Origin of the sequence: Amycolatopsis sp. NPDC049868 (assembly GCF_044461365.1) — a bacterium.
Lineage (GTDB): Bacteria > Actinomycetota > Actinomycetes > Mycobacteriales > Pseudonocardiaceae > Amycolatopsis.
In genome coordinates this window covers 1,643,361-1,667,902 of record NZ_JBITKV010000001.1, presented here as the reverse complement: position 1 = coordinate 1,667,902, position 24,542 = coordinate 1,643,361, and the positions used below count along the sequence as shown (strand labels likewise).

Annotated in this window: 18 protein-coding genes; 6 read left to right on the top strand and 12 right to left on the bottom strand. The window is 70.1% G+C overall.

The genetic code is table 11. The annotated features are described in order from the left end of the window. Positions 1 to 17 precede the first annotated feature (17 nt). Entirely contained in the window at positions 18 to 1,469 is a 1,452-nt protein-coding gene (locus tag ACIBTM_RS07935) for a sodium:solute symporter (RefSeq protein ID WP_395875740.1), read from the bottom strand. 112 nt (positions 1,470 to 1,581) lie between these two features. Between ACIBTM_RS07935 and ACIBTM_RS07930 the strand changes: the two genes are divergently transcribed. The 4 genes from ACIBTM_RS07930 to ACIBTM_RS07915 are packed head-to-tail and all read left to right on the top strand — an operon-like array spanning position 1,582 to position 5,765. Continuing rightward, a complete protein-coding gene (locus ACIBTM_RS07930) occupies positions 1,582 to 3,063 on the top strand; it encodes a PucR family transcriptional regulator (protein WP_395875739.1) in 1,482 nt (493 codons plus the stop codon). Positions 3,064 to 3,112: 49 nt separating this feature from the next. Next, positions 3,113 to 3,790, top strand: a complete 678-nt coding sequence (locus ACIBTM_RS07925; RefSeq protein WP_007033550.1) for a response regulator transcription factor — start codon at positions 3,113 to 3,115, stop codon at positions 3,788 to 3,790. Beyond that, the gene (locus ACIBTM_RS07920) at positions 3,787 to 4,914 is read left to right on the top strand and encodes a sensor histidine kinase (protein WP_395875738.1); all 1,128 of its coding nucleotides are present in this window, start codon (positions 3,787 to 3,789) and stop codon (positions 4,912 to 4,914) included. The genes ACIBTM_RS07925 and ACIBTM_RS07920 overlap by 4 nt, the downstream gene beginning before the upstream one ends. A 26-nt stretch (positions 4,915 to 4,940) precedes the next feature. Next, complete coding sequence (locus ACIBTM_RS07915) at positions 4,941 to 5,765, top strand: aldo/keto reductase (protein WP_395875737.1); 825 nt, start codon at positions 4,941 to 4,943, stop codon at positions 5,763 to 5,765. A 78-nt stretch (positions 5,766 to 5,843) separates the two neighbouring features. Here the strand turns inward: ACIBTM_RS07915 and ACIBTM_RS07910 are convergent, their stop codons facing one another. The 3 genes from ACIBTM_RS07910 to ACIBTM_RS07900 form a co-directional block, all read right to left on the bottom strand. Continuing rightward, positions 5,844 to 7,445: a histidinol-phosphatase gene (locus tag ACIBTM_RS07910; protein WP_395875736.1), complete on the bottom strand. Its 1,602-nt coding sequence runs from the start codon at positions 7,443 to 7,445 to the stop codon at positions 5,844 to 5,846. 425 nt (positions 7,446 to 7,870) lie between these two features. Continuing rightward, positions 7,871 to 9,982 carry a 3-hydroxyacyl-CoA dehydrogenase NAD-binding domain-containing protein gene (locus tag ACIBTM_RS07905; protein WP_395875735.1) on the bottom strand — a complete coding sequence of 704 codons (2,112 nt, stop codon included), beginning with the start codon at positions 9,980 to 9,982 and terminating at the stop codon, positions 7,871 to 7,873. 1 nt (position 9,983) lies between these two features. Beyond that, positions 9,984 to 11,216 (bottom strand): thiolase family protein, encoded by a 1,233-nt coding sequence (locus tag ACIBTM_RS07900; protein ID WP_395875734.1) that lies wholly within the window; start codon positions 11,214 to 11,216, stop codon positions 9,984 to 9,986. 185 nt (positions 11,217 to 11,401) lie between these two features. On the opposite strand from ACIBTM_RS07900, the gene bla reads away from it, so the two are divergent. Beyond that, positions 11,402 to 12,322 (top strand): class A beta-lactamase, encoded by a 921-nt coding sequence (bla, locus tag ACIBTM_RS07895; protein ID WP_395875733.1) that lies wholly within the window; start codon positions 11,402 to 11,404, stop codon positions 12,320 to 12,322. Here the strand turns inward: bla and ACIBTM_RS07890 are convergent. From ACIBTM_RS07890 to ACIBTM_RS07865, 6 genes are all read right to left on the bottom strand, one after another. Next, entirely contained in the window at positions 12,319 to 12,906 is a 588-nt protein-coding gene (locus ACIBTM_RS07890; RefSeq protein ID WP_395875732.1) for a D-alanyl-D-alanine carboxypeptidase family protein, read from the bottom strand. The two genes, bla and ACIBTM_RS07890, sit on opposite strands and share 4 nt — an antisense overlap. A 295-nt stretch (positions 12,907 to 13,201) precedes the next feature. Then, entirely contained in the window at positions 13,202 to 14,815 is a 1,614-nt protein-coding gene (gene atzF / locus ACIBTM_RS07885) for an allophanate hydrolase (protein ID WP_395875731.1), read from the bottom strand. Beyond that, a complete protein-coding gene (gene uca, locus ACIBTM_RS07880) occupies positions 14,812 to 18,378 on the bottom strand; it encodes an urea carboxylase (RefSeq protein ID WP_395875730.1) in 3,567 nt (1,188 codons plus the stop codon). The genes atzF and uca overlap by 4 nt, the downstream gene beginning before the upstream one ends. Further along, entirely contained in the window at positions 18,375 to 18,989 is a 615-nt protein-coding gene (locus ACIBTM_RS07875; RefSeq protein ID WP_038515746.1) for an urea amidolyase associated protein UAAP2, read from the bottom strand. Before ACIBTM_RS07875 ends, uca begins: the two co-directional genes overlap by 4 nt. Beyond that, positions 18,986 to 19,768 carry a DUF1989 domain-containing protein gene (locus ACIBTM_RS07870; protein WP_395875729.1) on the bottom strand — a complete coding sequence of 261 codons (783 nt, stop codon included), beginning with the start codon at positions 19,766 to 19,768 and terminating at the stop codon, positions 18,986 to 18,988. The genes ACIBTM_RS07875 and ACIBTM_RS07870 overlap by 4 nt, the downstream gene beginning before the upstream one ends. Positions 19,769 to 19,779: 11 nt before the next feature. Then, a complete protein-coding gene (locus tag ACIBTM_RS07865) occupies positions 19,780 to 21,246 on the bottom strand; it encodes an amino acid permease (RefSeq protein ID WP_395875728.1) in 1,467 nt (488 codons plus the stop codon). A 177-nt stretch (positions 21,247 to 21,423) separates the two neighbouring features. Here ACIBTM_RS07865 and ACIBTM_RS07860 point away from each other — a divergent pair, with 177 nt between their 5' ends. Then, a complete protein-coding gene (locus tag ACIBTM_RS07860) occupies positions 21,424 to 22,080 on the top strand; it encodes a TetR/AcrR family transcriptional regulator (RefSeq protein ID WP_395875727.1) in 657 nt (218 codons plus the stop codon). Between the two features lie 6 nt (positions 22,081 to 22,086). On the opposite strand, the gene ACIBTM_RS07855 is transcribed toward ACIBTM_RS07860, so the two are convergent. Further along, the gene (locus ACIBTM_RS07855) at positions 22,087 to 23,352 is read right to left on the bottom strand and encodes an HRDC domain-containing protein (RefSeq protein WP_395875726.1); all 1,266 of its coding nucleotides are present in this window, start codon (positions 23,350 to 23,352) and stop codon (positions 22,087 to 22,089) included. A gap of 68 nt (positions 23,353 to 23,420) precedes the next feature. Next, on the bottom strand, positions 23,421 to 24,137 hold the full coding sequence (locus ACIBTM_RS07850; RefSeq protein ID WP_034318331.1) for a response regulator transcription factor: 717 nt from the start codon (positions 24,135 to 24,137) through the stop codon (positions 23,421 to 23,423). Positions 24,138 to 24,542: the final 405 nt, after the last annotated feature.

Below are 24,542 nucleotides of genomic sequence, written 5' to 3'. Positions count from 1 at the left end.
TCTCCTTCTAACGGTTTTCAGGACTGCGAAGCGGCGAGTTTCGCCTCTTCTTCTTCGGCGGCCGCGCTGCCGTTCAGGCGGCGGGTCCACACGGTGAGGATTTCCTCGGAGGTCCGCGGGGTGAGGAAGCTGACCAGCAGGTACACCGCCAGGCTGGACCCGAGGCCCCAGTAGATCGGGCTGTTGGCCTCGACACCGTCGACGAACATGAACGTGATGACCACGACGGTGCCGACCACCATCGACGCGAGCGCGCCCTGGCGGGTGCCGCGTTTCCAGGCCAGCCCGCCGATGATCGCGACCAGGAGGCCGCCGACGAGGATGTCGTAGGCGATGGTCAGCGCGTTGACGACGTCGTCCACGACCATCGCGATGCCGATCGCGACGATACCGAGGACCAGCGTGGTGACCCGGTTCCTGGTGACCTCGTCGACGGCCTTTTTGAGGCCCAGCTTGGAAAGCAGGTCCGAGGTGCTGACCGTCGAGCAGGCGATGAGCGCGCCGCTCGCGGTCGACATCATCGCGGAGAGCGCCGCCGCGAGCACCAGCCCGCGGATCCCGGCGGGCAGCTGCTGCTCGACGATGGTCGCGAACGCGTCCTGCGCGCTGGCGAGGTTCGGGTACAGCGTCTTGGCCGCGGTGCCGATCAGGGCGCCGGCGAGACCGTAGACGAGGCAGTAGACGCCGGAGATGACGCCGCCGCCGGTCGCGATGCCCGGCGTCCGCGCGGTGAACACGCGCTGCCAGATGTCCTGGCCGATCAGCAGGCCGAAGCTGTAGATGAGGAAGTAGGTGAAGATCGTGTCGCCGCCGATGGCGGTGAGTTCGAAGTAGCTCTCGTCCAGCCGCGCGGCCATGCCGTCGAAACCGCCCGCCGAGACGATCGAGACCGGCAGCAGGATCAGCAGGATGCCGATGGTCTTGATGACGAACTGGACGATGTCGGTCAGCGTGATCGACCACATGCCGCCGAGCACCGAGTAGAGCACCACGATCGAGCCGCCGATGGCGATCCCGGCCCAGCTCGGCACATTGAAGAGGACCTTGAAGATGGTGGCGAACGCCAGCGTCGAGGTGACGGTCAGCATCAGCGTGTAGCCCCACATGACCACGCCGGAGATGGTGCTGGTGGAGCCGCCGTAACGCAGGTCGAGCATCTCGCCGACGGTGTAGACGCGCAGTTTCACCAGCCGCCGCGCGAACAGCGTGTGCAGGACCAGGATGCCGACGCCGATCGCGATCACGAGCCAGGCGCCGGAAATGCCGTAGGTGTAGCCGAGTTTCACCCCGCCGACGGTCGAAGCGCCACCGAGGACGACCGCGGACATCGTGCCCGAGTACATGAACCAGCCGAGGCGGCGGCCGGCGACGAGATAGTCGGATTTGGTCTTGGCGAGCCGCAGCCCGAACCAGCCGACCCCGATCATGCCCGCTATGTAGAGCGCGATCACCGCGTAGTCACCGGCCACGGTGTCCTCCTTGACTTGGGGCTGTTCGCTTTCGTTCGGGTCACCGTAGGTTCGTTCGCACCTTGAACGACATGGGATGATCCATCCGAACTTCGATGTGAACGAGGATGGAATGACCCAAAGCCGCGATCCGTTCGACGCGGATGTGAATGTCCCGTTACGGGCGGTGGTCGGCAACCCGGAACTGGCACTCGACCCGGTCGTGGAGACCTTGCGGCCGGGCGCGCTCGACGCCCCGGTGCGCTGGGCCCACGTCAGCGAGCTGCTGGATCCCGCGCCGTACCTGCTCGGGGCGGAACTGCTGCTCACCGCCGGGGTGAACCTGCCGGTGGAACGGGGCGAGATCGACCGCTACGTCCGGCGGCTGGCCGACAGCGGGATCTCCGCGCTGGGGTTCGGGCTCACCCCCGGCGCCTACGAGACGCTGCCGCCGCCGCTGAAGGCGGCCTGCGCCCGGCACGGTCTCCCACTGCTGGTCGTCCAGCCTCGGACGCCGTTCCTCGCGATCAGCCGGGCCGTGTCGGTCGCGCTCGCCGAGGCGGGGCAGCGGGAACAGCGGCGGATCGCGGTCGCGCGCGAGGCGCTGACCAGGGCGGCGGGTGACGGGCTCGGGGAACTGGCGAGCGCCCTGGCCGGACGGCTGGGGGCGTGGGTGGCGCTGGTCGGCGTCGGCGACGTCCTCGCCGCGGATCACGGGGCGCCGTCACCGCTGCCCGCCGAGGTCCGGGAACTGGTCGCCACGCTGCGGGCCGGCCGGGGGATCCGCAGCGCGACCACGGAACTGGCCGATGGCACGCACGTCGTCGCGCAGCCGGTGTACCCGCAGGCGACGGCGTCGCATCTGGTCGTGGTCGGCCGCGTCGCGCGGTTCGACGGCGCGGACCGGTCGATCCTGTCGGTCGGGGCGGCGCTGCTCGGGCTGGCGGGCCGCGCGGGTTCGGACGCGGCCGGGCTGGGCGCCGCCGCCACGGGGCTGCTGCTGGGGGAGACCGAGGTGATCGGCGAGGACGAACGCCGTCTGGTCGCCGGGATCGCGTACCGCCGGGGGCCGAACGAGGTCGCCGTCCGCTACGACTGGCTGCGCGCCCGGCTCGACACCCCGCTCGTGCGGCTGCGGCCGGGGCCGCGATTCGACGCGATCGTCCGCGAGGCCCCGGAGGCCGGCGACCTCGACCGGCTCCGTGCCGACGGCTGGCTCGCGGTCGTGGGTTCGCCCGTCCCACCCGGACGGCTGCCCGAAGCGGCGGGTGAGATCGAGCTGCTGCTGACGCGGGCAGCCGCGCTGGGGCGGCCGGTGGTGGCGGAAGGTCCTTCGGGGCTGGACGCGCTGATCGATCCGGGTGCCGCGGCCGGGTTCGCCGCTCAGGTACTGGCACCGCTGCGCGAACTCGACCGGAAGGGTGACCGCGAACTGGTCGGCACGCTGCGGACCTGGCTCGCGCACCACGGCGGCTGGGACCGTACGGCCGCCGAACTCGGCGTGCACCGCAACAGCGTCCGGCACCGGATCGGGCAGATCGAACGTGCGCTGGGGGTGGATCTCGCGGATCCGGAGACCCGGATGCGCTTGTGGTTCGCCCTGCGCTGGGCGTGAGCGTTACTCCAATAAGGTCACTCTCAGGAATGTGTGGCAACGTAGGGTCGTGCGAATTCTGGTAGTCGAAGACGAAGAACCCCTCGCCGACGCGATCGCACGCGGCCTGCGGCGCGAGGGCATGGCGGTGGACATCGCGCTCACCGGTGACGACGGGCACGAGAAGGCCGCCGTCACCCGGTACGACGTCGTGCTGCTCGACCGCGACCTGCCCGGGATGTCCGGTGACGACCTGTGCCGCGAGATCGTCGCGTCCGGCGAGCTGACCCGCGTCCTGATGCTCACCGCGAGCAGTTCCGTTTCGGACCGGGTCGACGGGCTTTCCCTCGGCGCCGACGATTATCTCGCCAAGCCGTTCGCCTTTCCCGAACTCGTCGCGCGCGTGCGGGCACTGGGCCGCCGCGCGACCCCGGCCGCGCCGCCGCTGCTGACTTCGGGCGACGTCGAACTGGATCCGGCGAGGCGGACCGTCCGCCGCGCGAGCGGTCCGGTCGAACTGACCCGCAAGGAGTTCGGCGTGCTGGAGGTGCTGCTGTCGGCCGCCGGTTCGGTGGTCAGCAGCGAGGAACTGCTCGAACGCGTGTGGGACGAGAACGCCGACCCGTTCACGACCACCGTCCGGGTCACCGTGATGACCCTGCGGAAGAAGCTCGGCGAGCCGGGCATCATCGAAACCGTCGTCGGCTCCGGCTACCGGGTGCCGGAGCAGGGGACCGCACGCGGGTGAACCTGTCCGGCGCCCGCAGCCTGCGCGCGCGGGTCACGCTGCTCGCGACCGGGCTGGTGGCACTGGTCAGCCTCCTGTTGCTCTGGCTGACCTGGAATCTGGTCGGCGACGCGGTCTCCGCCGTGCCGCAGCTGCCGCCGGGCACCACGGTGCGGGTCGACGGCGTCGAGGTCGACGCGTCCGCCGTCACCGAGCATCTGCGGGTGTACGCCCGGAACCGGGTGCTGCTGTTCGGCGCGGCCGCGTTCTGTTTCGTCGTGCTGGCGGCCGGGATTCTCGCGTGGACGTTCACCGCGCGGGTCCTGCAGCCGCTGCGCGAGATCACCGGCACCGCGCGCCGTCTCTCGATCGAGTCGATGGGGGAGCGGATCGGCGAGGTTCGCACCAAGGACGAACTCGCCGAACTGGCCGAGACCTTCGACGACATGCTCGACCGGCTGCAGGCCGCGTTCGACGCGCAACGGCATTTCGTCGCGAACGCCAGCCACGAACTGCGGACGCCGCTGGCGGTCATCCGCACCGAACTCGACGTCACCCTGGCCGACGAGCACGCGGACGAAGCCGAATTACGCCGGATGGCGGGCGTGGTCCGCGACGCGACCGAACGGGCGGAACGGCTGGTCGGTTCGCTGCTGCTGCTCGCGCGCACGGACGGCGCGGGACTGGTGGCCAGGGAACCGGTCGACCTCGCGGTGATCGTCGCGATCGCGTGGCGCGCGGTGCGGGCCGACGCCGAAAAGCGCGGCATCCGCACCGAATTCGCCACCCAGGGGGCGCCGACGTTCGGCGATCCCGCGCTGCTGGAACGGATCGCGGGCAACCTGCTGGAGAACGCCGTGCGGCACAACGTCGACGGCGGCTGGCTGGACGTCGTCACGCAGGCCGGTCCACAGTGGTCGGTGCTGCGGGTGCGGTCGTCGGGCGGGCTGCTCGACCCGGCCGCGGTCCCCGAACTGTTCGAACCGTTCCGCCGCGCGGGCGTCGCCAGGACGGCCCGCACCGGTGCCGGGCTGGGGCTCTCGATCGTGCGGGCCGCGGTGCAGGCGCACGGTGGCACGGTGTCCGCGGAACCCGTTGTGGGCGGCGGTCTTTCGGTGACCGTGCACCTGCCCGCTCTGCCCTGACCCCCGGCTGGGGTTACGGTTCGAGCATGGTTCCCAGTATTCGGCTGAACAACGGAACATCCCTCCCGCAACTCGGGTTCGGGGTGTACAAGATCGGCGACGACGAGGTCACCGGCGCGATCCGCACCGCCATCGAGGCGGGATATCGCGCCATCGACACGGCGACCCTGTACGCCAACGAACGCGGCGTCGGCGAGGCCGTCCGCACCAGCGGGCTGCCCCGCGAGGAACTGTTCGTCACCACGAAACTGTGGAACACCGAACACGGCTACGACCCGGCGTTGCGCGCCTTCGACACGAGCCTGACCGAGCTGGGGCTCGATTACGTCGACCTGTACCTGATCCACTGGCCGCTGCCCGCGCAGGACAAGTACGTGGAAACGTGGCGGGCGCTGGAAAAGATCGCCTCCGACGGCAGGGCGAAGGCGATCGGCGTCTCGAACTTCCAGATCCCGCATCTGGAGCGGCTGATCGAGGAGACCGGGATCGTTCCCGCGGTGAACCAGATCGAATGCCACCCGTGGCTGCAGCAGCCGTTGCTGCGGGACTTCCACGAGAAGCACGAGATCGTCACCGAGGCGTGGGGCCCGCTGGCGCGCGGTGGAGACCTGCTCGCCGACGAGAAGATCACCACGATCGCGGGGAAGCACGGCAAGACGCCGGCTCAGGTCGTGCTGCGCTGGCACGTCGAGATGAACCACCTGGTGATCCCGAAGTCCGTCACGCCTGAACGGATCAAGGCGAACATCGACGTCTTCGACTTCGCGCTCGACGCGCACGACACCGCCGCGATCGCGACGCTGGAGCAAGGGAAGCGGCTGGGGCCGGATCCGGACAAACTGGGCGCCTAGGGCCTCAGAAGTGTCATGAAAGGGTCGTTCAGGACGTTTTTCGTCCTGAACGACCCTTTCATGACATCCGAGAGAGGGCTACCGCACGTCCACGAAGATCGGGTTCCCGTACAGCCACAGGTCTTCGAACGGGTTCGACTGCCCGATCACGTCGGCGCTCGGCTCGATCCCGCCGGGTACGTGCTTCTTGCCGTCCGTGCCGCGTGTCCGCACGAAAAACGGCTCGCGCACGTCGCGGAACGTGTGCCGGAAGGTGATCCGCCGCCCGGGCGCCCACCGCGGCTCGAAGGACCGCACCACCCGCGTGCCCGGCGCGGTCTGCGTGTCACGGTCGGCCGCCGGGCCGGTCACCGGGCCCGAAACGAGGTCGAGCCGCGCGAGCCTCGGGATCGCGCCGCCGCCGTTCGGCCGGGCCGCCAGCTTCGCCGAGACGACCACCGTGACGTCGGATCCGCGCCGCACCCGCAGCCTGCCGCCCATCGTCGCCGAGCTCCAGCCGCTGTACGCGCCGAATTCGAGTTCCTGCGCGAGCCCGCCGTGCACCACCCAGACGCGGCCCGCACGCAGGCCTTCCAGCACACCTTCGTGGCTTCGGCGGGTCACGCCGACCATCGTCCGGCTGAACTCGGCGGGAGCGAAGTCCGCGTACGGGGGCAAGGTCTGCGGGACGCCGGTGTCGATCGGGTCCGGGTAGCCGCCGTGCTCGTCGTAGTAGCCGTCGGGGACGCTGGGCCGCACGTGGGTGTCGCCGCGGTTGTAGTGCGAGTCGGAGTTGCTGGTGATCCACCACGGCTTTCCTTCGGCCAGCAGCGAATCCCAGAGCCCGCCGACGGTCGCGGTGCTCCAGTCGAAGCCGCCGTAGGTGCGGTAAGCCGACTCCGGGAAGCCCGGCCACGAGTTCGAGCCGGGCGAGTTGCCGTACCCGCCGCGCGCGCCACCGCCGCTTCCGAGCGGTTTGGGGAAACCGTCGGCCTGTGCTCCCGGCGCGCCTTCCATGCCGATGACGATGCCGGGCGCGGCGTCGCGCAGCGCGCGGATCTCGTGCGGGGCGATCCGGCCGTTGCGCAGCGGATGGTTGATCACCACCACCGGCGCGTGGATCCGGCGTGCCCGTTCTTCGGCGGCGAGCCAGCGGATCGCCTTGACGGCCAGTGCCTCGTTGTCCGGTGTGCCCGTTTCGGTCCCGGTCAGCCGCCAGTCGAAGGCGCGCTCGAACTCCCGCAGTTTCGCGGCCTGGGCCGCGCCCGCCTGGAAGAACAGCGTCGCGTGCTCCGCGCCAGGCACGTTCCACTCCATGCCCTGCCACAGCAGGAGATCGGGATGCTCGCGCTGCGCCGCCCGGATCGCGGCGTTCGTGCGCTCCACCGACGACTTCTCGTGCGCGGCGTGGCCGTGATCGGTGATCACCGCCCAGTCCGCCCCGTGCCGGCGGGCGTCGTCGGCGATCCCGTCCACTGTGTACATCGCGTCGTAGGAGTACTGCGTGTGGATGTGGTGATCGCCGGCCAGCCACCGATAGCGGTCCCGGCCGAAGAGGAGGCCGAGATCGAGGTCGAGATCCAGATCGAGGGCCTCCGCCGGGGCGGTGGCGGCGAGCGGGGCGCCCGCGGCCGCGGCGGACACCAGGCCTGCGCGCTTGAGGAATCCGCGGCGGTCGACGCCGGGTTTTTCGCTGTTCACCAGCGGGACGCTAAAGAGCCTCGTTGAACGGACGATGTCCGGACGGTCAACGAACGGCGCTCTGTGATGCCCGTCTCCCCGGGGGATGGCCGGGGAGACGAACCTTCCCGTACGGACGCAAGGCTTTCACGAAAACGTAGCCGCCCGCCATTGAATCCACGAAAAACGTGAAAGGCCACCGCCTGCGATCAAGGGATCGCCGACGGTGGCCTTTCGCCGAGGTCGCGGCGACATCGTCGCGAAAGCCACTTTCGCGACGTCTGATGTCCCGAAAGTGGCTTTCGCGACATGCGTTCGGCGACGGAACCTCCAACAGCACCGGCGGCATTCCGTGAAGGCCTCCTTGCCTACCTTGAGAGTAGGGAAGGAGGCCTTCACGGACTCTCGCCGGACGCGCGACCGGTCAGGTCGCGCGGTCCGGAGGCTCAGGAGAGCGGCACGCTCGCCACACCCGGGGCCAGGAACGGCTTGCCGTTGACCTTCTCGGACACGCCCGCCCGGTCGAGGTACGGCGTGATGCCGCCCAGCCAGAACGGCCAGCCCGCGCCGAGGATCAGGCACAGGTCGATGTCCTGTGCCTCCGCGACCACGCCCTCGTCGAGCATGATCCGGATCTCCTCGGCGATCGCGGCCAGCGCGCGGTCACGTACCTGCTCGGACGTCGACGGCGAGTCGCCGCGCTGCCAGAGCTCGTCCACCTCGGGATCGACGGTGGCGTTGCCCTTGTCATCCCACTGCCAGACGCCCTTCTTGCCCGCCTTGACGAAGCGGTCGAGGTTCTCGCTGACGGTGAACCGGTCCGGGAACGCCCCGTGCAGGGTCTCCCCGACGTGCAGGGCGATCGCCGGGCCGACCAGCTGCATCAGCGTCAGCGGCGTCATCGGCAGGCCCAGCGGCTCCAGCGCCTTGTCGGCGACGTCGAACGGCGTGCCCTCGTCGACCGTCACCAGCACCTCGCCGAGGAAGCGCAGCAGCAGCCGGTTGACCACGAACGCGGACGCGTCCTTGACCAGCACGCTCGACTTCTTGAGCTGCTTGCCGAGCGCGAACGCCGTCGCCAGCGCGGCGTCGTCGGTCTTCTCCGCGCGGACGATCTCCAGCAGCGGCATCACCGCGACCGGGTTGAAGAAGTGGAAACCGACCACGCGTTCCGGGTGCTTCAGCTGCGACGCCATCGCGGTGATCGACAGCGACGAGGTGTTCGTCGCCAAGATCGCCTCCGGCGAGACGTACTGCTCCAGGTCGGCGAAGACCTTCTGCTTGACGCCCAGCTCCTCGAACACCGCCTCGATCACGAAGTCGGCGTCGGCGAACGCGGCCTTGTCGAGCGAGCCGGTGACGAGCGCCTTCAGCCGGTTCGCGCCGTCCGGCGAGACCCGCTTCTTGGCCAGCAGCTTGTCGATCTCACCGTGCACATAGGACACACCCTTGTCGACGCGTTCCTGGTCGACGTCGGTGAGCACCACCGGCACCTTGAGACGGCGCACGAACAGCAGCGCCATCTGGCTGGCCATCAGGCCCGCGCCGACGATGCCGACCTTGTTCACCTTGCGCGCCAGCGACTTGTCCGGCGCTCCGGCCGGCCGCTTGGCCCGCTTGTTGACCAGGTTGAACGAGTACAGCCCGGCACGCAGGGTGTCGTCCATGAGCAGTTCGGCGAGTCCGTCGGTCTCGGTCGCGTAGCCGCGGTCCAGATCGTTCTCGCGAGCCAGTTCCAGCAGCTCGACGGCCTTGGTCGCGCCGGGGGACGCGCCCTTCGTGCGACCGTCCACAATGGCCTTGGCGCGGGCGATCGCGGCGTCCCAGCCCGCGCCGCGGTCGATCTCGCGGCGGACGGGGGTGATCTCGCCGTTGACGACCTTCGCCAGCCACAACAGCGATTGCTCGAGATAGTCGGCCGAGCCGAAGACCTCGTCGACGATGCCGAGTTCCGCGGCCTGCGCGACCTTCAGCATCTTGTTCTGGGCCAGCGCGTTCTCGATGATCACGGTGACCGCGGCGTCCGGCCCGATCAGGTTCGGCAGCAGCTGCGTGCCGCCCCAGCCCGGGAACAGGCCGAGGAAGACCTCGGGGAACGCGATCGCGGCGGTGTTCTCCGAAAGCGTGCGGTAGTGGCAGGAGAGCGCGAGTTCGAGCCCGCCGCCCATCACCGCGCCGTTGATGAACCCGAACGTCGGGATCTCGGTTTCGGTGAGGCGCCGGAACACGTCGTGCCCGGTCTGCGCGATCTCCCTTGCCAGCGCCGGATCCGCGACCGCTTCGACGCCGGAAAGGTCGGCGCCGACGGCGAAGATGAACGGCTTGCCGGTGACCGCGATCGCGGCGGGCTCGGCCGCGAAGGCGGCGTCGATCGCGGCGTTGAGGCTCACCAGGCCCTGCGGGCCGAAGGTGTTCGGCCGGGTGTGGTCGTGGCCGTTGTCGAGGGTGATCAGCGCGACGGGCTTGTCGAGCCCGGGCACCTTCACCAGCCGGGTGACCGCGTTCGTGACGACCTCGTCGGGGAAGGCGGCTTTCGCCTGCTCAGCGGTGAAAGTCATGTTACTTCGCCCCCTCGAAGGCCGGGTTCTCCCAGATCACAGTGCCGCCCATGCCGATACCGATGCACATGGTGGTCAGGCCGTAGCGCACGTCGGGGCGCTCGGCGAACTGACGCGAGAGCTGCGTCATCAGCCGCACGCCGGAGGACGCGAGCGGGTGACCGCAGGCGATCGCGCCACCCCACTGGTTGACGCGGGGGTCGTCGTCGGCGATACCGAAGTGGTCGAGGAACGCGAGCACCTGGACCGCGAACGCCTCGTTGATCTCGAACAGGCCGATGTCGTCGATCGACAGGCCGGTGCGCGCGAACAGCTTCTCGGTGGCGGGCACCGGGCCGATGCCCATGACCTCCGGCTCGACGCCGGCGAAGGAGTAGCCCACCAGGCGCATGCCGATCGGCAGGCCGAGTTCGCGGGCGGTGTCCTCGTCGGCGAGCAGCGCCGCGGTGGCGCCGTCGTTGAGACCGGCGGCGTTGCCCGCGGTGATCCGGCCGTGCGGGCGGAACGGCGTCTTCAGCCCGGCGAGCTGCTCGACGGTGGTGCCGGGGCGCGGCGGCTCGTCCTCGGTCGCGAGACCCCAGCCGAGTTCCTTGGACCGGGTGGCGACCGGGACCAGCTCGGGGCCGATCTTGCCGGTCTTCACGGCTTCGGCGTACTTCTCCTGGCTGCGCGCGGCGAAGGCGTCGGTGCGCTGCTTGGTGATCGCCGGGAACCGGTCGTGCAGGTTCTCCGCGGTCTGGCCCATCACGAGCGCCGTCGGGTCGACGAGCTTGTCGGCGATGATGCGCGGGTTCGGGTCCACGCCCTCGCCCATCGGGTGGCGGCCCATATGCTCGACGCCGCCGGCGATGGCGATGTCGTAGGCGCCGAAGCCGATCCCGCTCGCGGTGGTGGTGACCGCGGTCATCGCGCCCGCGCACATCCGGTCCAGCGCGAAACCGGGCACCGACTTCGGCAGGCCCGCCAGCAGCGCGGCGGTGCGGCCGATGGTCAGGCCCTGGTCGCCGATCTGGGTGGTGGCGGCGATCGCCACCTCGTCGACGCGCTCGGGCGGCAGCTCGGGGTGCCGCCGCAGCAGTTCACGGATGGCGTTGACGACGAGATCGTCGGCACGGGTGCCGGCGTACATACCCTTTTCGCCTGCCTTGCCGAAGGGCGTCCGCACCCCTTCGATGAAGGCGACATTGCGTACCGACCGCGCGTTCGGCGCGAGCGGTGTTGCTCCTGCGGCCACGAATGCTCCTGAAGTAGAGGTTGTCCTGACCGCACCCTAGCCCCGGTTACCCATCGGTAACCAGGATGGTGGCCCGGTCGAGTGGGGGAAGGCACACTCCCGGGGGCACCCGCCTCGGCCGCTTGGCCGATCCGGGGACGGTGGGGAAATTGCTATGTTCGAAGTGATCAGGGGGAGGGATCACGATGAACTCGCCGGGGCCGGCCGTCACCCGTCGTGCGCTTCTGGGGATGGCGGTCCTCGCGTCACTGGCCGCCTGCACGCGGGCGAACCCGCCCGCGCCCTCGACGGCTCCTCCGCCGCCGCCCCCGTCGTCCACCACCCGCCAGTTCCACGACCGGTTGATGGAGCTGGAGAAGAAGTTCGACGCCAGGCTCGGCGTGTACGCGCTCGACACCGGAGGCGGCGGCACCGTCGAGCACCGCGCCGACGAGCGGTTCGCGTTCTGCTCGACGTTCAAAGGTGTCGCGGCGGCCGCGGTCCTGCAGCGCAACCCGTTGTCGCATCTGGAAACCCGGGTCAGCTACTCGCGGGACGACCTGATGAAACACGCCCCGGTCACCGAGCGGCACGTGGCCACGGGCATGACGATCCGCCAGCTGTGCGACGCCGCCGTCCGGTTCAGCGACGGCACGGCGGGCAATCTGCTGCTGCGGGATCTCGGCGGCCCCGCCGAGCTGACGGCGTTCACGCGGAGCCTCGGTGACACGGTCACGCGGATGGACCGGGTCGAACCGGCCATCACCGAGGCCACCCCGGGAGACCTTCGCGACACCACCACACCGCGGGCCTTCGCGGCCGACTACCGGGAGATCGTGCTGGGGGACACCCTGACCGCGGACAAACGCGACTTCCTGCGCGACCTGCTCCAGCGCACCGTCACCGGCGCCGGCCGGATCCGGGCGGGTCTGCCGCCCGGCTGGACCATCGCCGGCAAGACCGGAACGGGCGACTACGGCACGTTGAACGACATCGCCGTCCTGTGGCCGCCCGGTAAGGCGCCGATCGTCCTGGCGGTCATGTCCAGTAAGGCGGCCAAGGACGCTCCCTACGACGAAGCGCTACTCGCCGAGGCCGCGAAGTACGTCGTCGAGAAGCTGGGCTAGTTGCCGGTCGCGCTGGGGAGCAGGGCGGGGCAGCCGGCGGTCTTGTAGGCCGGGTCGTACTCGAAGTGCCATTTCTCGTTGTCGTAGCGGCGGCACCAGCCGAGCGGACCGCCGTTCTTGTCCACCCAAGCGGCCGAGTTCAGCGGCTGGATGTCGACGGCGATTCCCTTGACGTGCATGGATGTCTCCGGCTGCAGCGCCCATTTCTTGGCCTGCTCCACGGAGCCGAACCGCTCGACGGCCTTGTCGAACTCGCGCTGCTGCTGGCCCCGGCTGCGCTTGCCGTCGTTCACGCAGAGCGTGATGTTCTGTGCTTTGGCCTTGGCGCGCATGGCGTTCCATGCTTCGACCACGTCGGGGCGCATACCGAAGGTGTCCTCGTCGACATAGCGTTTGTCGACGGCGCAAGTCGGGCCGCTCTCGGGGCCGGGGACTTCTTCGAGGACCGCGAGCGCCTGCCCGTTCACCGGTTTGACGGCCAGGCCGGTGGCGCTCAGTGTCACCATCGCGGCCACGACGAGTCCCAGCGCGGCGAACACGCTGATCACGGTCCGGCGGCTGGAGGCGGATGTGGTCGGCACCACCCCGAAGCTACCCAGCGCCCGGCGGGGCGCCAGGGTTTGTGAGCTTGTTCCCAGAACGCCTCCGGAAGCCAACCAAATCGGAAAACGCCTGGTCCGGATGGTCGTGAGTGGTGGATACCTACTGGCGGTCTTGCGTGACTGGCTGGACGGCACATGTGATCCGACGGACGACACGCGTGTCTGGACGGACGGCTCGCGGCGGAGGCTTCGCCACGGGTGTGTCGTCCATCTGGTCACGTGTGTCGTCCGTCGGATCACGCGTGCCGTCCGATCAATCACGCGAAGCCACCGGTACTCAACGGTTCAAGTACCCGAGCCACCCGCCGTACCCGGTGATGTCCTCGGCTCCCTCCACCGCACCTGGCTCGCATACGAACCCGGACACCTCGCTCCCGTCGGCCAGCCGCACCTTCCCGATGGCCAGCGGCGCGGGGACACCCGCCACGAACTCGCCGAAGCCGTCCAAAGGCAGGTCCCACACCTCGGCCTCGATCGGCTTGCCGCCCGAGGCGACCCGGACGAGACCGGGTTTCGGCGGCACGGTGCCCAGCGCGTAGAACCGGTACTCGGCCGCCGTCGGTCCCGCGGAAACGAACCGGCCACCTCGCGAGGTCAGTTCGTGATTCAGCGGCTGCCCGCGCAGATGCGCGCCGACGACCGCGATCCGCGTCCGCCGCGGCACCGTGCGGGCGATGTCGGCGAGGATCCGGTCGGCGTACGCGGGCCCGACCAGCATCACCCCGAACGGCAGCCCGCCGACGGTCCCGGCGGGCACGGCGAGCGACGACAGGCCCAGCAGGTTCGTCGAGTTCGTGAACCGGCCCAGCCGCGCGTTCACGCCCAGCGGGTCGGCCTCGACTTCGGCGATCGTCGGGTGTTCCGTCGTCGTGGGCAGCAGGAGGCAGTCCACAGTGGACAGCGCCGCCGACGCTTCCCGCTCCAGTTCGCCGAGCGTCGCGAGGTCGCTGAACAAGCGATGCGCCGGGATGTCCTTCGCCGCGCCGATGATCCGCCGCACGGCGGGATCGACGGCGTCCGGACGCGCGTCGATGAACTCGCCGACCGCCGAGTACCGCTCGGCCACGAAGGCGCCTTCGTACAGCAGGCGTGCCGCGTCCAGGAACGGTGATATGTCGACAGTGACCAATTCCGCGCCCGCGTCACGGAACTCCCGGGCCGCCGAGGAGAACGCGTCGGCCCAGCCTTCCCGCAGCGGGCCCGGCTCTTGAGGTATCCCGATCCGGAAAGGACGGTTCAGCACCGGAAGATCCCGGGGCTCGCTCAGACAGGCGAACGCCGTCGTCGCCTCGTCGACCGTCCGCGCGAACACCGTCACGCAGTCGATGCTCGCGCACGCGGGCACGACACCCGTCGTCGGCAGCAGGCCCCGCGTCGGCTTCAATCCGACGATCCCGTTGAACGCCGCCGGTACCCGGCCGGATCCGGCGGTGTCGGTGCCCAGCGCGAGGTCCGCGATCCCGAGCGCCACCGCGACCGCCGACCCCGAACTCGACCCGCCCGAAACGTACGCCGGATCGATCGCGTTCCGGACCGCGCCGTGCGGGCTGCGCGTCCCGACCAGCCCGGTCGCGAACTGGTCCAGATTGGTGGTGCCCAGGATCAGCGCCCCGGCCGCGCGCAGCCGCGCCACCACCGGCGCGTCCTCGTCCGGCCGGTAGGCGTACTCGGGGCACGCCGCCGTCGTCGGCAGCCCGGCGACGTCGATGTTGCCCTTGACCGCGGCGAGTTTCCCGTATAGCGGCAAGGATTCCCCCGCCGCGCGACGGGCCTCCAGTTGCTCCGCGTCGGCGAGCACGTCCTCCTCGGGACGCAGGTCGATCCAGATCTCGGGCCGGTCCACCCGCGCGATCCGGTGGTACGCGGCGCGCACCCGCTCCAGCACGCTCATCCCGCGCTCCTTCCCAGTACCACCAGCGGCGTGCCGGGGGCGACCTGATCACCGGGGGAGACGAGCACCTCGACGACCTCACCACCGGCGGGCGCGGGGATCCGCGCCTCGGTCTTCATCGCCTCGAGGATCACCAGCGTCTCGGCCGGTTCGACCTTCTTGCCGGGTTCGACGTCCACCCGCCACACGGTCGCCGCGAACGGCGCCTCGACGACGTGCCCACCGGGAGGGGCCTCGACCTTCGTGGTCGGGACCTTCGCGCCGACCGGTTCCGGCCGCGGGTCGAACTCGCCCGCCGCCGCCCATGCCTGCCGTTCCGCCTCGAACGCCGCGCTCTGCTTCGCCCGGAACGCGGCGATGTCCGCCGCGTTGTCGGCCAGGAAGCGTTCGTGGTCGGCCAGCGCGAACTCGCCGTCGGTGATGTCGAGTTCCAGTTCCCCCGCCGAACTCCGCGCGCGCAGCTCCAGCAGTTCCTCCGCGCTCACGGGGTACCACGAGATCCGGTCGAAGAACCGCAGCAGCCATGGCGAACCCGGCTCGAACGATCCGCGTTGCCGCCAGCCGCTCCACACCTGCACGGTCCGCCCGACGAACTGGTAGCCGCCGGGGCCCTCCATCCCGTAGATGCACAGGTACGAGCCGCCGATGCCGACCGAGTTCTCCGCGGTCCAGGTGCGGGCCGGGTTGTACTTCGTGGTCACCAGCCGGTGCCGCGGGTCCAGGGGAGTGGCCACCGGCGCGCCGAGATAGACGTCGCCGAGGCCGAGCACCAGGTACTCCGCGTCGAACACCGTGCGGTAGACATCGTCCACACTGGACAGACCGTTGACCCGCCGGATGAACTCGATGTTCCATGGGCACCACGGCGCGTCGTCGCGCACGCCCGCCATGTACCGCTCGATCGCCTCTCGCGTCGCCGGATCGTCCCAGGACAACGGCAGCCGCACGGTCCGGCTCGGCACCACGAGATCGGCGGTGCGCGGCAGGTCGTGCTCCACCTCCTGCACGAGGCCGAGCAGTTTCGGCACCGGGAGTACGTCCGGATCGACGTGCACCTGCAGTGAGCGGATGCCCGGGGTCAGGTCGACGACGCCGTCAAGGCCCTCCTCGCTCAGCCGGTCGGCCAGGGCGTGGACCCGCATCCGCAGCGCCAGGTCGAGTTTCATCGGCCCGTACTCGATCAGCAGGTTGTCGTCGCCGCTGCGCCGGTAGGTGACCTCGGGGTTCTCGTCCGATGTGGACAGAAGGCCGAGGATGCCGCCGTCGTCGATCGGCTTCCGGCTCGCCTTGACCGCCGTCGCCGGCACGTCCCGCAGCGCACCCGCGTGCTCGGTGGTGATCGGCACGAACCGCACGGTGTCGCCGGGCCGCAGCTGGCCGAGTTTCCACCGCTGCCCGGTCACCACGGTCGCCGGGCAGACGAACCCGCCGAGGCTCGGCCCGTCCGGGCCCAGCAGGATCGGCAGATCACCGGTGTAGTCGACGGCGCCGATCGCGTACGGCGTGTCGTGGATGTTCGACGGGTGCAGACCCGCTTCGCCACCGTCCTCCCGTGCCCAGCGCGGCCGGGGCCCGACGAGCCGGACGCCGGTCCGCGCGGAGTTGAAGTGCACCTCCCAGTCGGTGGCGTAGAACGTCTCGACGTCGTCCGGGGTGAAGAACTCCGGCGCGGCGTGCGGCCCCTCGGCCGCGCCGATCTCCCAGCGCGTGGCGAAAACCGGGCGTTCGGCCTCGGGGACGGGGCCGGTGACGGCGTTCTCCGGCAGCGGCCCGGGGGAGAGGACGTCGCCCGTGGCCAGCGCGCGCCCGCCGTGCCCGCCGAAACCGCCGAGCGTGAACGTCGCCGCGCTGCCGAGGAAGCCGGGCACGTCGATCCCGCCGCGGACGAGGACATACGCGCGGAGCCCGGCGGTCCCGGTGCCGACGTCGAGCACGCCGCCCGCGGGGATCTCGATCGGTGTCCATTGTGGAACAGGGGACCCGTCGACGGTCACCGGCGAGGGGGAACCCGTGACGCAAACGATTGCGTCCTCGGTGAACCTCAGCGAAACACCGTCCACGGTGCACTCCAGGCCCGCCGCGCCTTCGGGGTTTCCGAGGGCGCGGTTGCCCAGCCGCAGGGACAGATCGTCCATCGGCCCGTTCGGCGGGACCCCCACGTGCCAGAACCCCAGCCGTCCCGGCCAGTCCTGGACGGTGGTCATCGTGCCGCCCCGCAGGACCTCGATCCGCGGTTCGGGGTCGGTGATCGTGTCGAGCGTCGCGGTGTCGTGCGTGACCTCGCCGAGTCGGTGATCCGCGGCGACCGCGCGCAGCTGGCCGAGGTTCGTCCGGACGCCGTCCACCCGGCTGTCCCTGAGCGCCTCGCTCAGCGCCGAGAGCGCCTCGCGCCGGTCCGCGCCGACGGTGATCACCTTGGCGAGCAGCGGGTCGTAATGCGTCGTCACGTTCGCCCCGGCCTCGACCCAGGTGTCGACCCGGACATCCGAGGGGAAGTCGGCGCGGGTCAGCAGGCCCGCGCTCGGCCGGTGCCCGGCCGCCGGATCCTCCGCGTAGACGCGCGCCTCGATCGCATGCCCGCGCGGTTCCGGTGTCGTGGCGAACATCCCGGTGTCACCGTCGGCGAGCCGGAGCATCCACGCGACCAGGTCGACGCCGTAGACCGCCTCGGTGACCGGATGCTCGACCTGCAGCCTCGTGTTGACTTCGAGGAACGCGGCCTCTTCGCGGGCCGGATCGTAGATGAACTCGACCGTCCCGGCCGACCGGTAGCGCACCGAAGCGCAGAGGCCGACGGCCGCCGAGACCAGTTTCTCCCGCACCGCTTCGGAAAGTCCCGGGGCGGGGCATTCTTCGAGCACCTTCTGATTGCGTCGCTGCAGGGTGCAGTCCCGCGTGCCCAGCGCCAGCACCTCACCCGCACCGTCGCCGAACACCTGGACCTCGACGTGCCGCGCGTGGGTCACGAGCCGTTCGAGGAACACGCCCGAGGTCGAGAAGCTCTTGGCCGCGATGCTCTGCACCGCCTCCCAGGCGTCGCGGAGTTCACCGGCGGACGCGCAAGCCCGCATGCCGATCCCGCCGCCACCGCCGGTGGCCTTGAGCATCACGGGGTAGCCGATCCCGGCCGCCGCCGCTTCGGCGTCGGCCAGGGTGTCCAGCAGTCCGGTGCCCGGCAGCAGCGGGACACCGGCTTCGACGGCCTTCTCCCGTGCGGTGTGCTTGCTGCCGAAGACATCGAGGTGGTCCGCCGTGGGACCGGCGAACCGGAGACCGGCCGCCTCCACGGCCCTGGCGAAAGCGGCGTCCTCGGACAGGAAACCGTAGCCGGGGTGGATCGTGTCCGCTCCGGTCTTCAGCGCGGCTTCGATGATGGCGTCGCCGAGGAGATAGCTTTCCCTCGCCGGCGCCGGGCCGAGCCGGACGGCTTCGTCGGAAAGCCGTACGTGCGCGGCCGTCCGGTCGGCGTCGGAGTAGACGGCGACCGTCGGAATGCCCATCTCCCTTGCCGTCCGGATGATCCGGACGGCGATTTCCCCCCGGTTGGCGACGAGCAGCTTCACGCGCCACCGCCGGTGACGATCATCCGGACCGGCGTCGGGTCGAAGCCGTTGCACGGATTGTTGATCTGCGGGCAGTTCGACACCAGCACGAGCACGTCCGTCTCGGCACGCAGCTTGACTTCGAGACCGGGCGCGGAGATGCCGTCGACGATGCCGAGCGTGCCGTCCTGTTCGACCGGCACGTTCATGTACCAGTTGACGTTGCTGACCAGATCCCGTTTTCCGAGGCCCCATTTCGCGCCCTCGGTCAGGAAATTCTCGACGCAGGCGTGCTGGTACCGCGTGTGCTGGCCGTAGCGGAGGCTGTTCGACTCCTTGCTGCAGGCCCCGCCGATCGTGTCGTGCCGTCCGCAGGTGTCCTCGACGACCGTCAGCAGCGGAGCGCCCTCGCCGGTGCGCAGCACGCTGCCGGTGGTGAGGAAGATGTTGCGCTGCGCGGCGATCGTGGCGGCCGCGCTGTATCTCTTCGCCGTGTCGGCGGCGTCGTAGCAGAGGAAGTCGACGGCCTGGTTGCCGCCGAGGTCGATGATCGCGAGCGTCTCGCCCTCGCGCAGCACGGTGGAGTACGGCGCCCGCGCGGCGACCTCGGTGTCGGAGATGATCGTCGTCATGCCAGGCCCCTAGCGGTGAGGTAGTCGGCGGTGTTCTCGAAGGCGCGCTGCGCTTCGGGTGACGCCGTCCATTCAGGACTGTCCGGTGTGGATGGAGTGCTCCGCTGGGCAAGGACGCGCAACGGGGTGACCGGGTAGTCCGGACGCGGGTCGAGCGGGTGCGCGACGTTGGCGATCAGGACGATCACCGGGAGCTCGGTCCGCAGGATCACGGATTTGCCGGGGCCCGCCGAACCGGTGAACGTCAGCCCGCCGTCGGTCTCCACGTGGACGCCCTGGAAGAAGGACAGGCTCGGCGGGAGATCGCGCGGCGTGAGGCCGTGTTTGGCGGCGGCGAGGGTGAACAGCGTCATGCCGTCCGCAGTGGACGTGCCGCAGAGGGCGTCGTGCTTCCCGCTCTCGTCGGTGACGACGGTCGCGAGCACTCGCGCCTGATCCGAGAGCAGGGCGATCGCCTCACCGAGATACGCGTTCCACTGGACCTTCACCGTGTCCGCGACGTTCAGCCGTTCCCAGGGCTGGTCGGCGTTGAACAGCAGCAGATGCGCGCAGGCGTCGCCCTCGACATCGGTCAGCCGCAGTTCGGTGCCGCGGGCGAGGACCTTGTGGGTGTAGCCACCGCCGGCGACGGTCTCGGCCCAGACGAGCTTCGCCGGGTCGATCCCGGGCGGCGGGTCCGGCCAGGTGGACGCCGGGATCGCCGGCATCGCTTCGGTCACCGTGCCCGCCTGGGCGCGGGCGTGGTCGCGCGCGCCGTACGTGGTCGATGTCGTGCTCATGGAACCTTCCTTCAGGTCGCGGGGACGGGAACCGTGGTGAGCGCGGAGCGGCGGCGCCAGCAGAGGTAGCCGGTGAGCAGCGCGGCGCCGACGAACTCGATCGGGAACAACAGGACCCAGACGGAACCGGTGCCCGCCAGGTCGTAGATTTCGGCTCGTGGCCAGGCGATGTTGACGATCATCATCGCGCCGTACCCTACTGCCGCGATGTTGACCGGAATAGCCCATCGCCCCAGGGAGAAATGGCCGGGTTCCGCGGTGAAACGGCCTTGACGGCGCCGGATCAGCAGTGGTCCGGTCACCAGCAGATAGGCCAGATAGACCACGACCACCGAAGTGCCGGTGATGGTGCTGAAGATCGTCGGATTCCCCAGATTCAGCAGAAGCAGTCCGATGGCGAGCGCCCCGGAAAGCACGGCGGGTGCGATCGGCGTGCCGGTGCGGGGATTCACCGCGGAAAGCCGGTTGGCGCCGGGGAGCGCGCCGTCGCGGGCCATCGAGTAGATCAGCCGGACGGTGCCGGTCTGGATGGTCAGGGTGCAGACCACGACCGCGATCGCGACGTCGGCGAGGAAGACCCGGCCGAGGGTGTCGCCGAAGACGGCGGTGATCACATACGGCAGGCCCTTCCCGGCCAGTTGCCCGTCGGTCAGGCTCGGTGCCGCCATCAGCGCGGTGAGCACGACGGCCAGCCCGCCGATCCCGGAGATCAGGAGGGCGCGGAGCACGGCGCGCGGGGCGGTGCGGCGCGCGTCCTTCGTCTCCTCGGCGACCGAGGCGGCGGTATCGAAGCCGTACAGCACGTACGCGGCCATCAAGGCCGAAGCGAGAACGCCACCGGCTCCCGGGCTTTCGCCCGCGGGCTGGAGCACGACCTGCGGACCGCGGACGGCGAACAGCGCGAGACCGGCGATCAGCACGAGGACGCCGACGAGTTCGGCCGCCACCCCGATGTCGTTGATCCGCGCCATGAGCCGCACGCCGCCCGCGTTGATCGCGGTGGTGAGGACGATCAGCAGGGTGCCGAGCAGGACCGCGTTGCTGGCACCGGTCGGGGAGGTGATCGCCGGATCCCCGCCGACGAGCTGGAACCCGCTCCAGACCGACGGGAGGACGACCTGCAGCGCGATCGCGGCACCGGCGAGCGCCACGACGCAGCCCACCAGCATCATCCAGCCGGCGAGCCACCCCGCGAATCCCGGGGAGAGGTGTTTCGCCCACTGGTAAACCGATCCGGCCAGCGGGAACCGGGCGGCGAGTTCGGCGAAGTTGAGCGCGACGAGCAATTGCCCGGCGATCACCAGCGGCCATGTCCAGAAGAAGAGCGTGTCGCCGAAGGAATAGCCGAAGGCGAACAGCTGGAACACCGTGGTCAGGATGGAAACGAAGGAGAAACCGGCGGCGAAGGCGGAGAAACCGCCCAGTGTCCGGCGGAGTTCTTGGCGGTACCCGAAGGCGGAAAGGTCCTCGGAGGGCATTGCGGAGGCTCCTGTCTCAAGGGCCGGATTTCGATCGGCTGACCGAAATTAAGCGCGTGCGGGATCCTTCCGATCTCCGCCGGGTAAGCGCGGTGTTAACAGATACCGGATTCGGTAACCTGGGCCGACCGCCGGACGTAACAAAGATCTTCGCGGAGAAATGGCAGGATCGGATAGATGACGAAAACGACCGGGGTGGGCAGACCGAGGGCCAGCGGTGCCGCGGCGAGCAAGCGGGAGGCGCGGCTCGCCGTCTTGGACGCGGCGGGGGAGCTGTTCACCGGCGCCGGCTACGCGGCGACGACCACACGGGCCATCGCCGAACGCGCCGGTCTGCGCCAGGCGTCGCTCTACTACCACTTTCCGTCCAAAGAGGACATTCTCGCGGCGCTGCTGGAGGACACCGTCCGGCCGTCGCTGGACGTCGCGGGCGGGCTGTCGGCCAAGTTCGCGCCGGTCGGCACCCGGCTGTGGGCGCTGGCCTACGCGGACATCCATCTGCTCGGCAGCGCGCGGCACAACCTCGGCGCCCTGTATCTGCTGCCGGAGATCTCGTCGCCGCGGCTGGCGCGGTTCCGGGCCGAACGGGCGGAGCTCAAACGCGTCTACGGCTCGCTCGTCGCGGCGGCGGGTGTCGCCGCCGCACTCCAGGGGATCCGGACCGACCTCGTGTTCGGGCTCGTCGAGAGCATCGCGATCGTCCGGCGCGACCAGCCGGATCTGGACGTCGAGGCGCACGCCGTCGAAGGGGCCGACAGCGTGCTGAGGCTCGTCGGGCTCGGGGAGCCGGACACCGTTCTGCGCGGCTCCGCGCGAGCACTGCTGGAGGGCTGAAGCCGGTCAGGCGGCGGTGGAGTGGAGCGCCTTGCTCAGCACCGCCACGGTCAGCTCGACCTGCCAAGGCCGGGCGCCGCCCTCACGCAGGACCTGGGCGACGGAGTCCTCGCTCAGGTCCGCGGGCGGACGCCAGCAGGTGCGGCGCACCAGTTCCGGCAGCAGCAGGTTCTCCACCGGCAGCCGCCGGTCCTCCGCGATCGCGGACAGCGCCGCGCGGGCGGCGGAAAGCCGGGCGGCGGCGTCGGGATCCTTGTCCGACCACCGGTTCACCGGCGGCGGTCCGTCGGTCTGCTGCGCGGGGGTCGGCAGCTCGTCGGCGGGCAGCGCACGGGCGACCTGCAGATGCCGCAGCCAGCTCGCGGTGTACTTGCGCTGGACCCGGCCGCTGAACACCGGCAGCGCCTGAAGCTGCTCGACGGTCTTCGGGTCGGCGGTGACGGCGTTGATGATCGCGCTGTCGGGCAGGATCCGGCTCGGCGCGCGGTCGCGTTTGCGGGCGAGCTCGTCGCGCGCCTGCCACAGTTCGCGTACCGCGGCGAGACCGCGGGCGCTGCGGATCTTGTGGACCCCGGACGTCCGGCGCCACGGCTCGGCCCGCGGGGCGGGCGGCGGGGCGGTGCGGACGGCCTCGAATTCCTGCTGGGCCCATTCGAGCTTGCCCTGGGCGGCCAAGTCGGCTTCGAGCTTCTCGCGCAGCTCGATGAGCAGCTCGACGTCGAGGGCGGCGTAGTTCAGCCAGTCGACGGGAAGCGGGCGCTTCGACCAGTCGGCGGCGCTGTGCCCCTTCTCCAGCTGGTAGCCGAGGAGGAGTTCGACCAGGGTGCCGAGGGCGACCCGTTCGTATCCGGCGAGCCGTCCGGCGAGTTCGGTGTCGAACAGGCTCTTCGGGCGCAGGTCGAGTTCGGCGAGGCACGGCAGGTCCTGAGAGGCCGCGTGCAACACCCATTCGGCGTTGTTGAGCACTTCCGCGAGGGGTTCGAGCTGCCCTTCGAGCGGAATGGGGTCGATGAGGAAGGAGCCGGCACCTTCGCGGCGCAGCTGCACGAGATAGGCCTTGGGCCAGTATCGGTAGCCGGACGCGCGTTCGGTGTCCACGGCGATGGCCCCGCTGCCGCCCGCGATCTTCACGCAGGCTTCGGCGAGGGCGGTCGCGTCGGCGATCACCGGTGGAGTGCCCTCGGCGGGCTCACGCAGCAGGACCGGTCCACCGGTGTCATCGGTGCCGGTCTTCGGGTCCGTCTGCGGTTCTCCGGGTCGGTCGCCTTCCATAGGTGAAGACCCTACGGGACGAGCGGGCCGCGCCTGGTCCGCCCGCCCCGCAGGGCTGTTCGCCTTTGTCAGCGGATCACGCCGGCACGCATGGCCAGCGCCACCATCTGAGCCCGGTCACCCGTGCCGAGCTTGCGCCCGATGCGGGAGAGGTGAGACTTCACCGTGAGAGCGGAGAGGCTGAGTTCCTCGCCGATCTCCTTGTTGCTCTGGCCGTCGGCCACGAGCTGCAGCACCTCGACCTCGCGCGCGGAAAGCTCGCGCGGGGTGTTGTCGGTGCCGGCGACCCGGGTGCCGGTGGCCAAGACCGGTGCGACGCTCGGGTCCGCGTAGACGCCGCCCTCGAGCACCCTGCGGACGCCGTCGGTCACCACGACCGGCGAAGCCGACTTGAGCAGGTATGCCTGGGCGCCGGCCTGGAACGCCGACCTGACCGCGTACGGGTCGTCTGATGAAGCGAGCACCACTACTCGAGGCCAGCCGTGGCTACGGAGTTCCGTAACCAGCTCGATGCCGCTGCCATCCGGCAGTCCGAGATCGAGGATCGCCAGATCACAAGGCCCGGTGGCCTGTGCTCGCGCCCTCGCCTCGGCCACCGTGGCGGCCTCGTGGACGGTGCCCGCACCCATCTGTGCGAGTCTTGCTGAGATTGCCTCCCTCAACAGCGGGTGGTCATCGACCACCAACACGGAAAAAAGCTCTTCCCGCGGGTGCGGAACCATGCTCGCCGGCAATGAACCGGCTGGCGTGGATCGGACGGCCTGAGAAATGCCGACGGTAGCCACGTCACTACCTCCCTGGAGTCGGTCGTGCCCCCCGACCGGCACCGGGACTTTCGGCCGTTTAGCCGCGCCAGCTTTAGACCGAAAGTGGTGTCGTCGATGGCACTGTAGCCGCCCTGAGGCCTTCGCGGGGGGATCGAATGGGTATCTATCTCAAACCAGTGGTCACTCAGGGAGTTCGTAGTAACACGATCGGGCTAGTACACAGCCGGTGGCTAACACATCGCCGAACGAACACGATGCACTGGGGTTACCGGGGTTCAATCGACTGTGCAGATGAGCCGTGCACCTGCCGGTGCCTCTGCCCGGGACCCTGGGACGCCGGGGCGGCGAGGGCCGGAAAGTGCCTCCGGCGTGGGGCTTGATCAACTTCGCGGAGAGTCATGATCGCTCCGCTCGGTGACGATG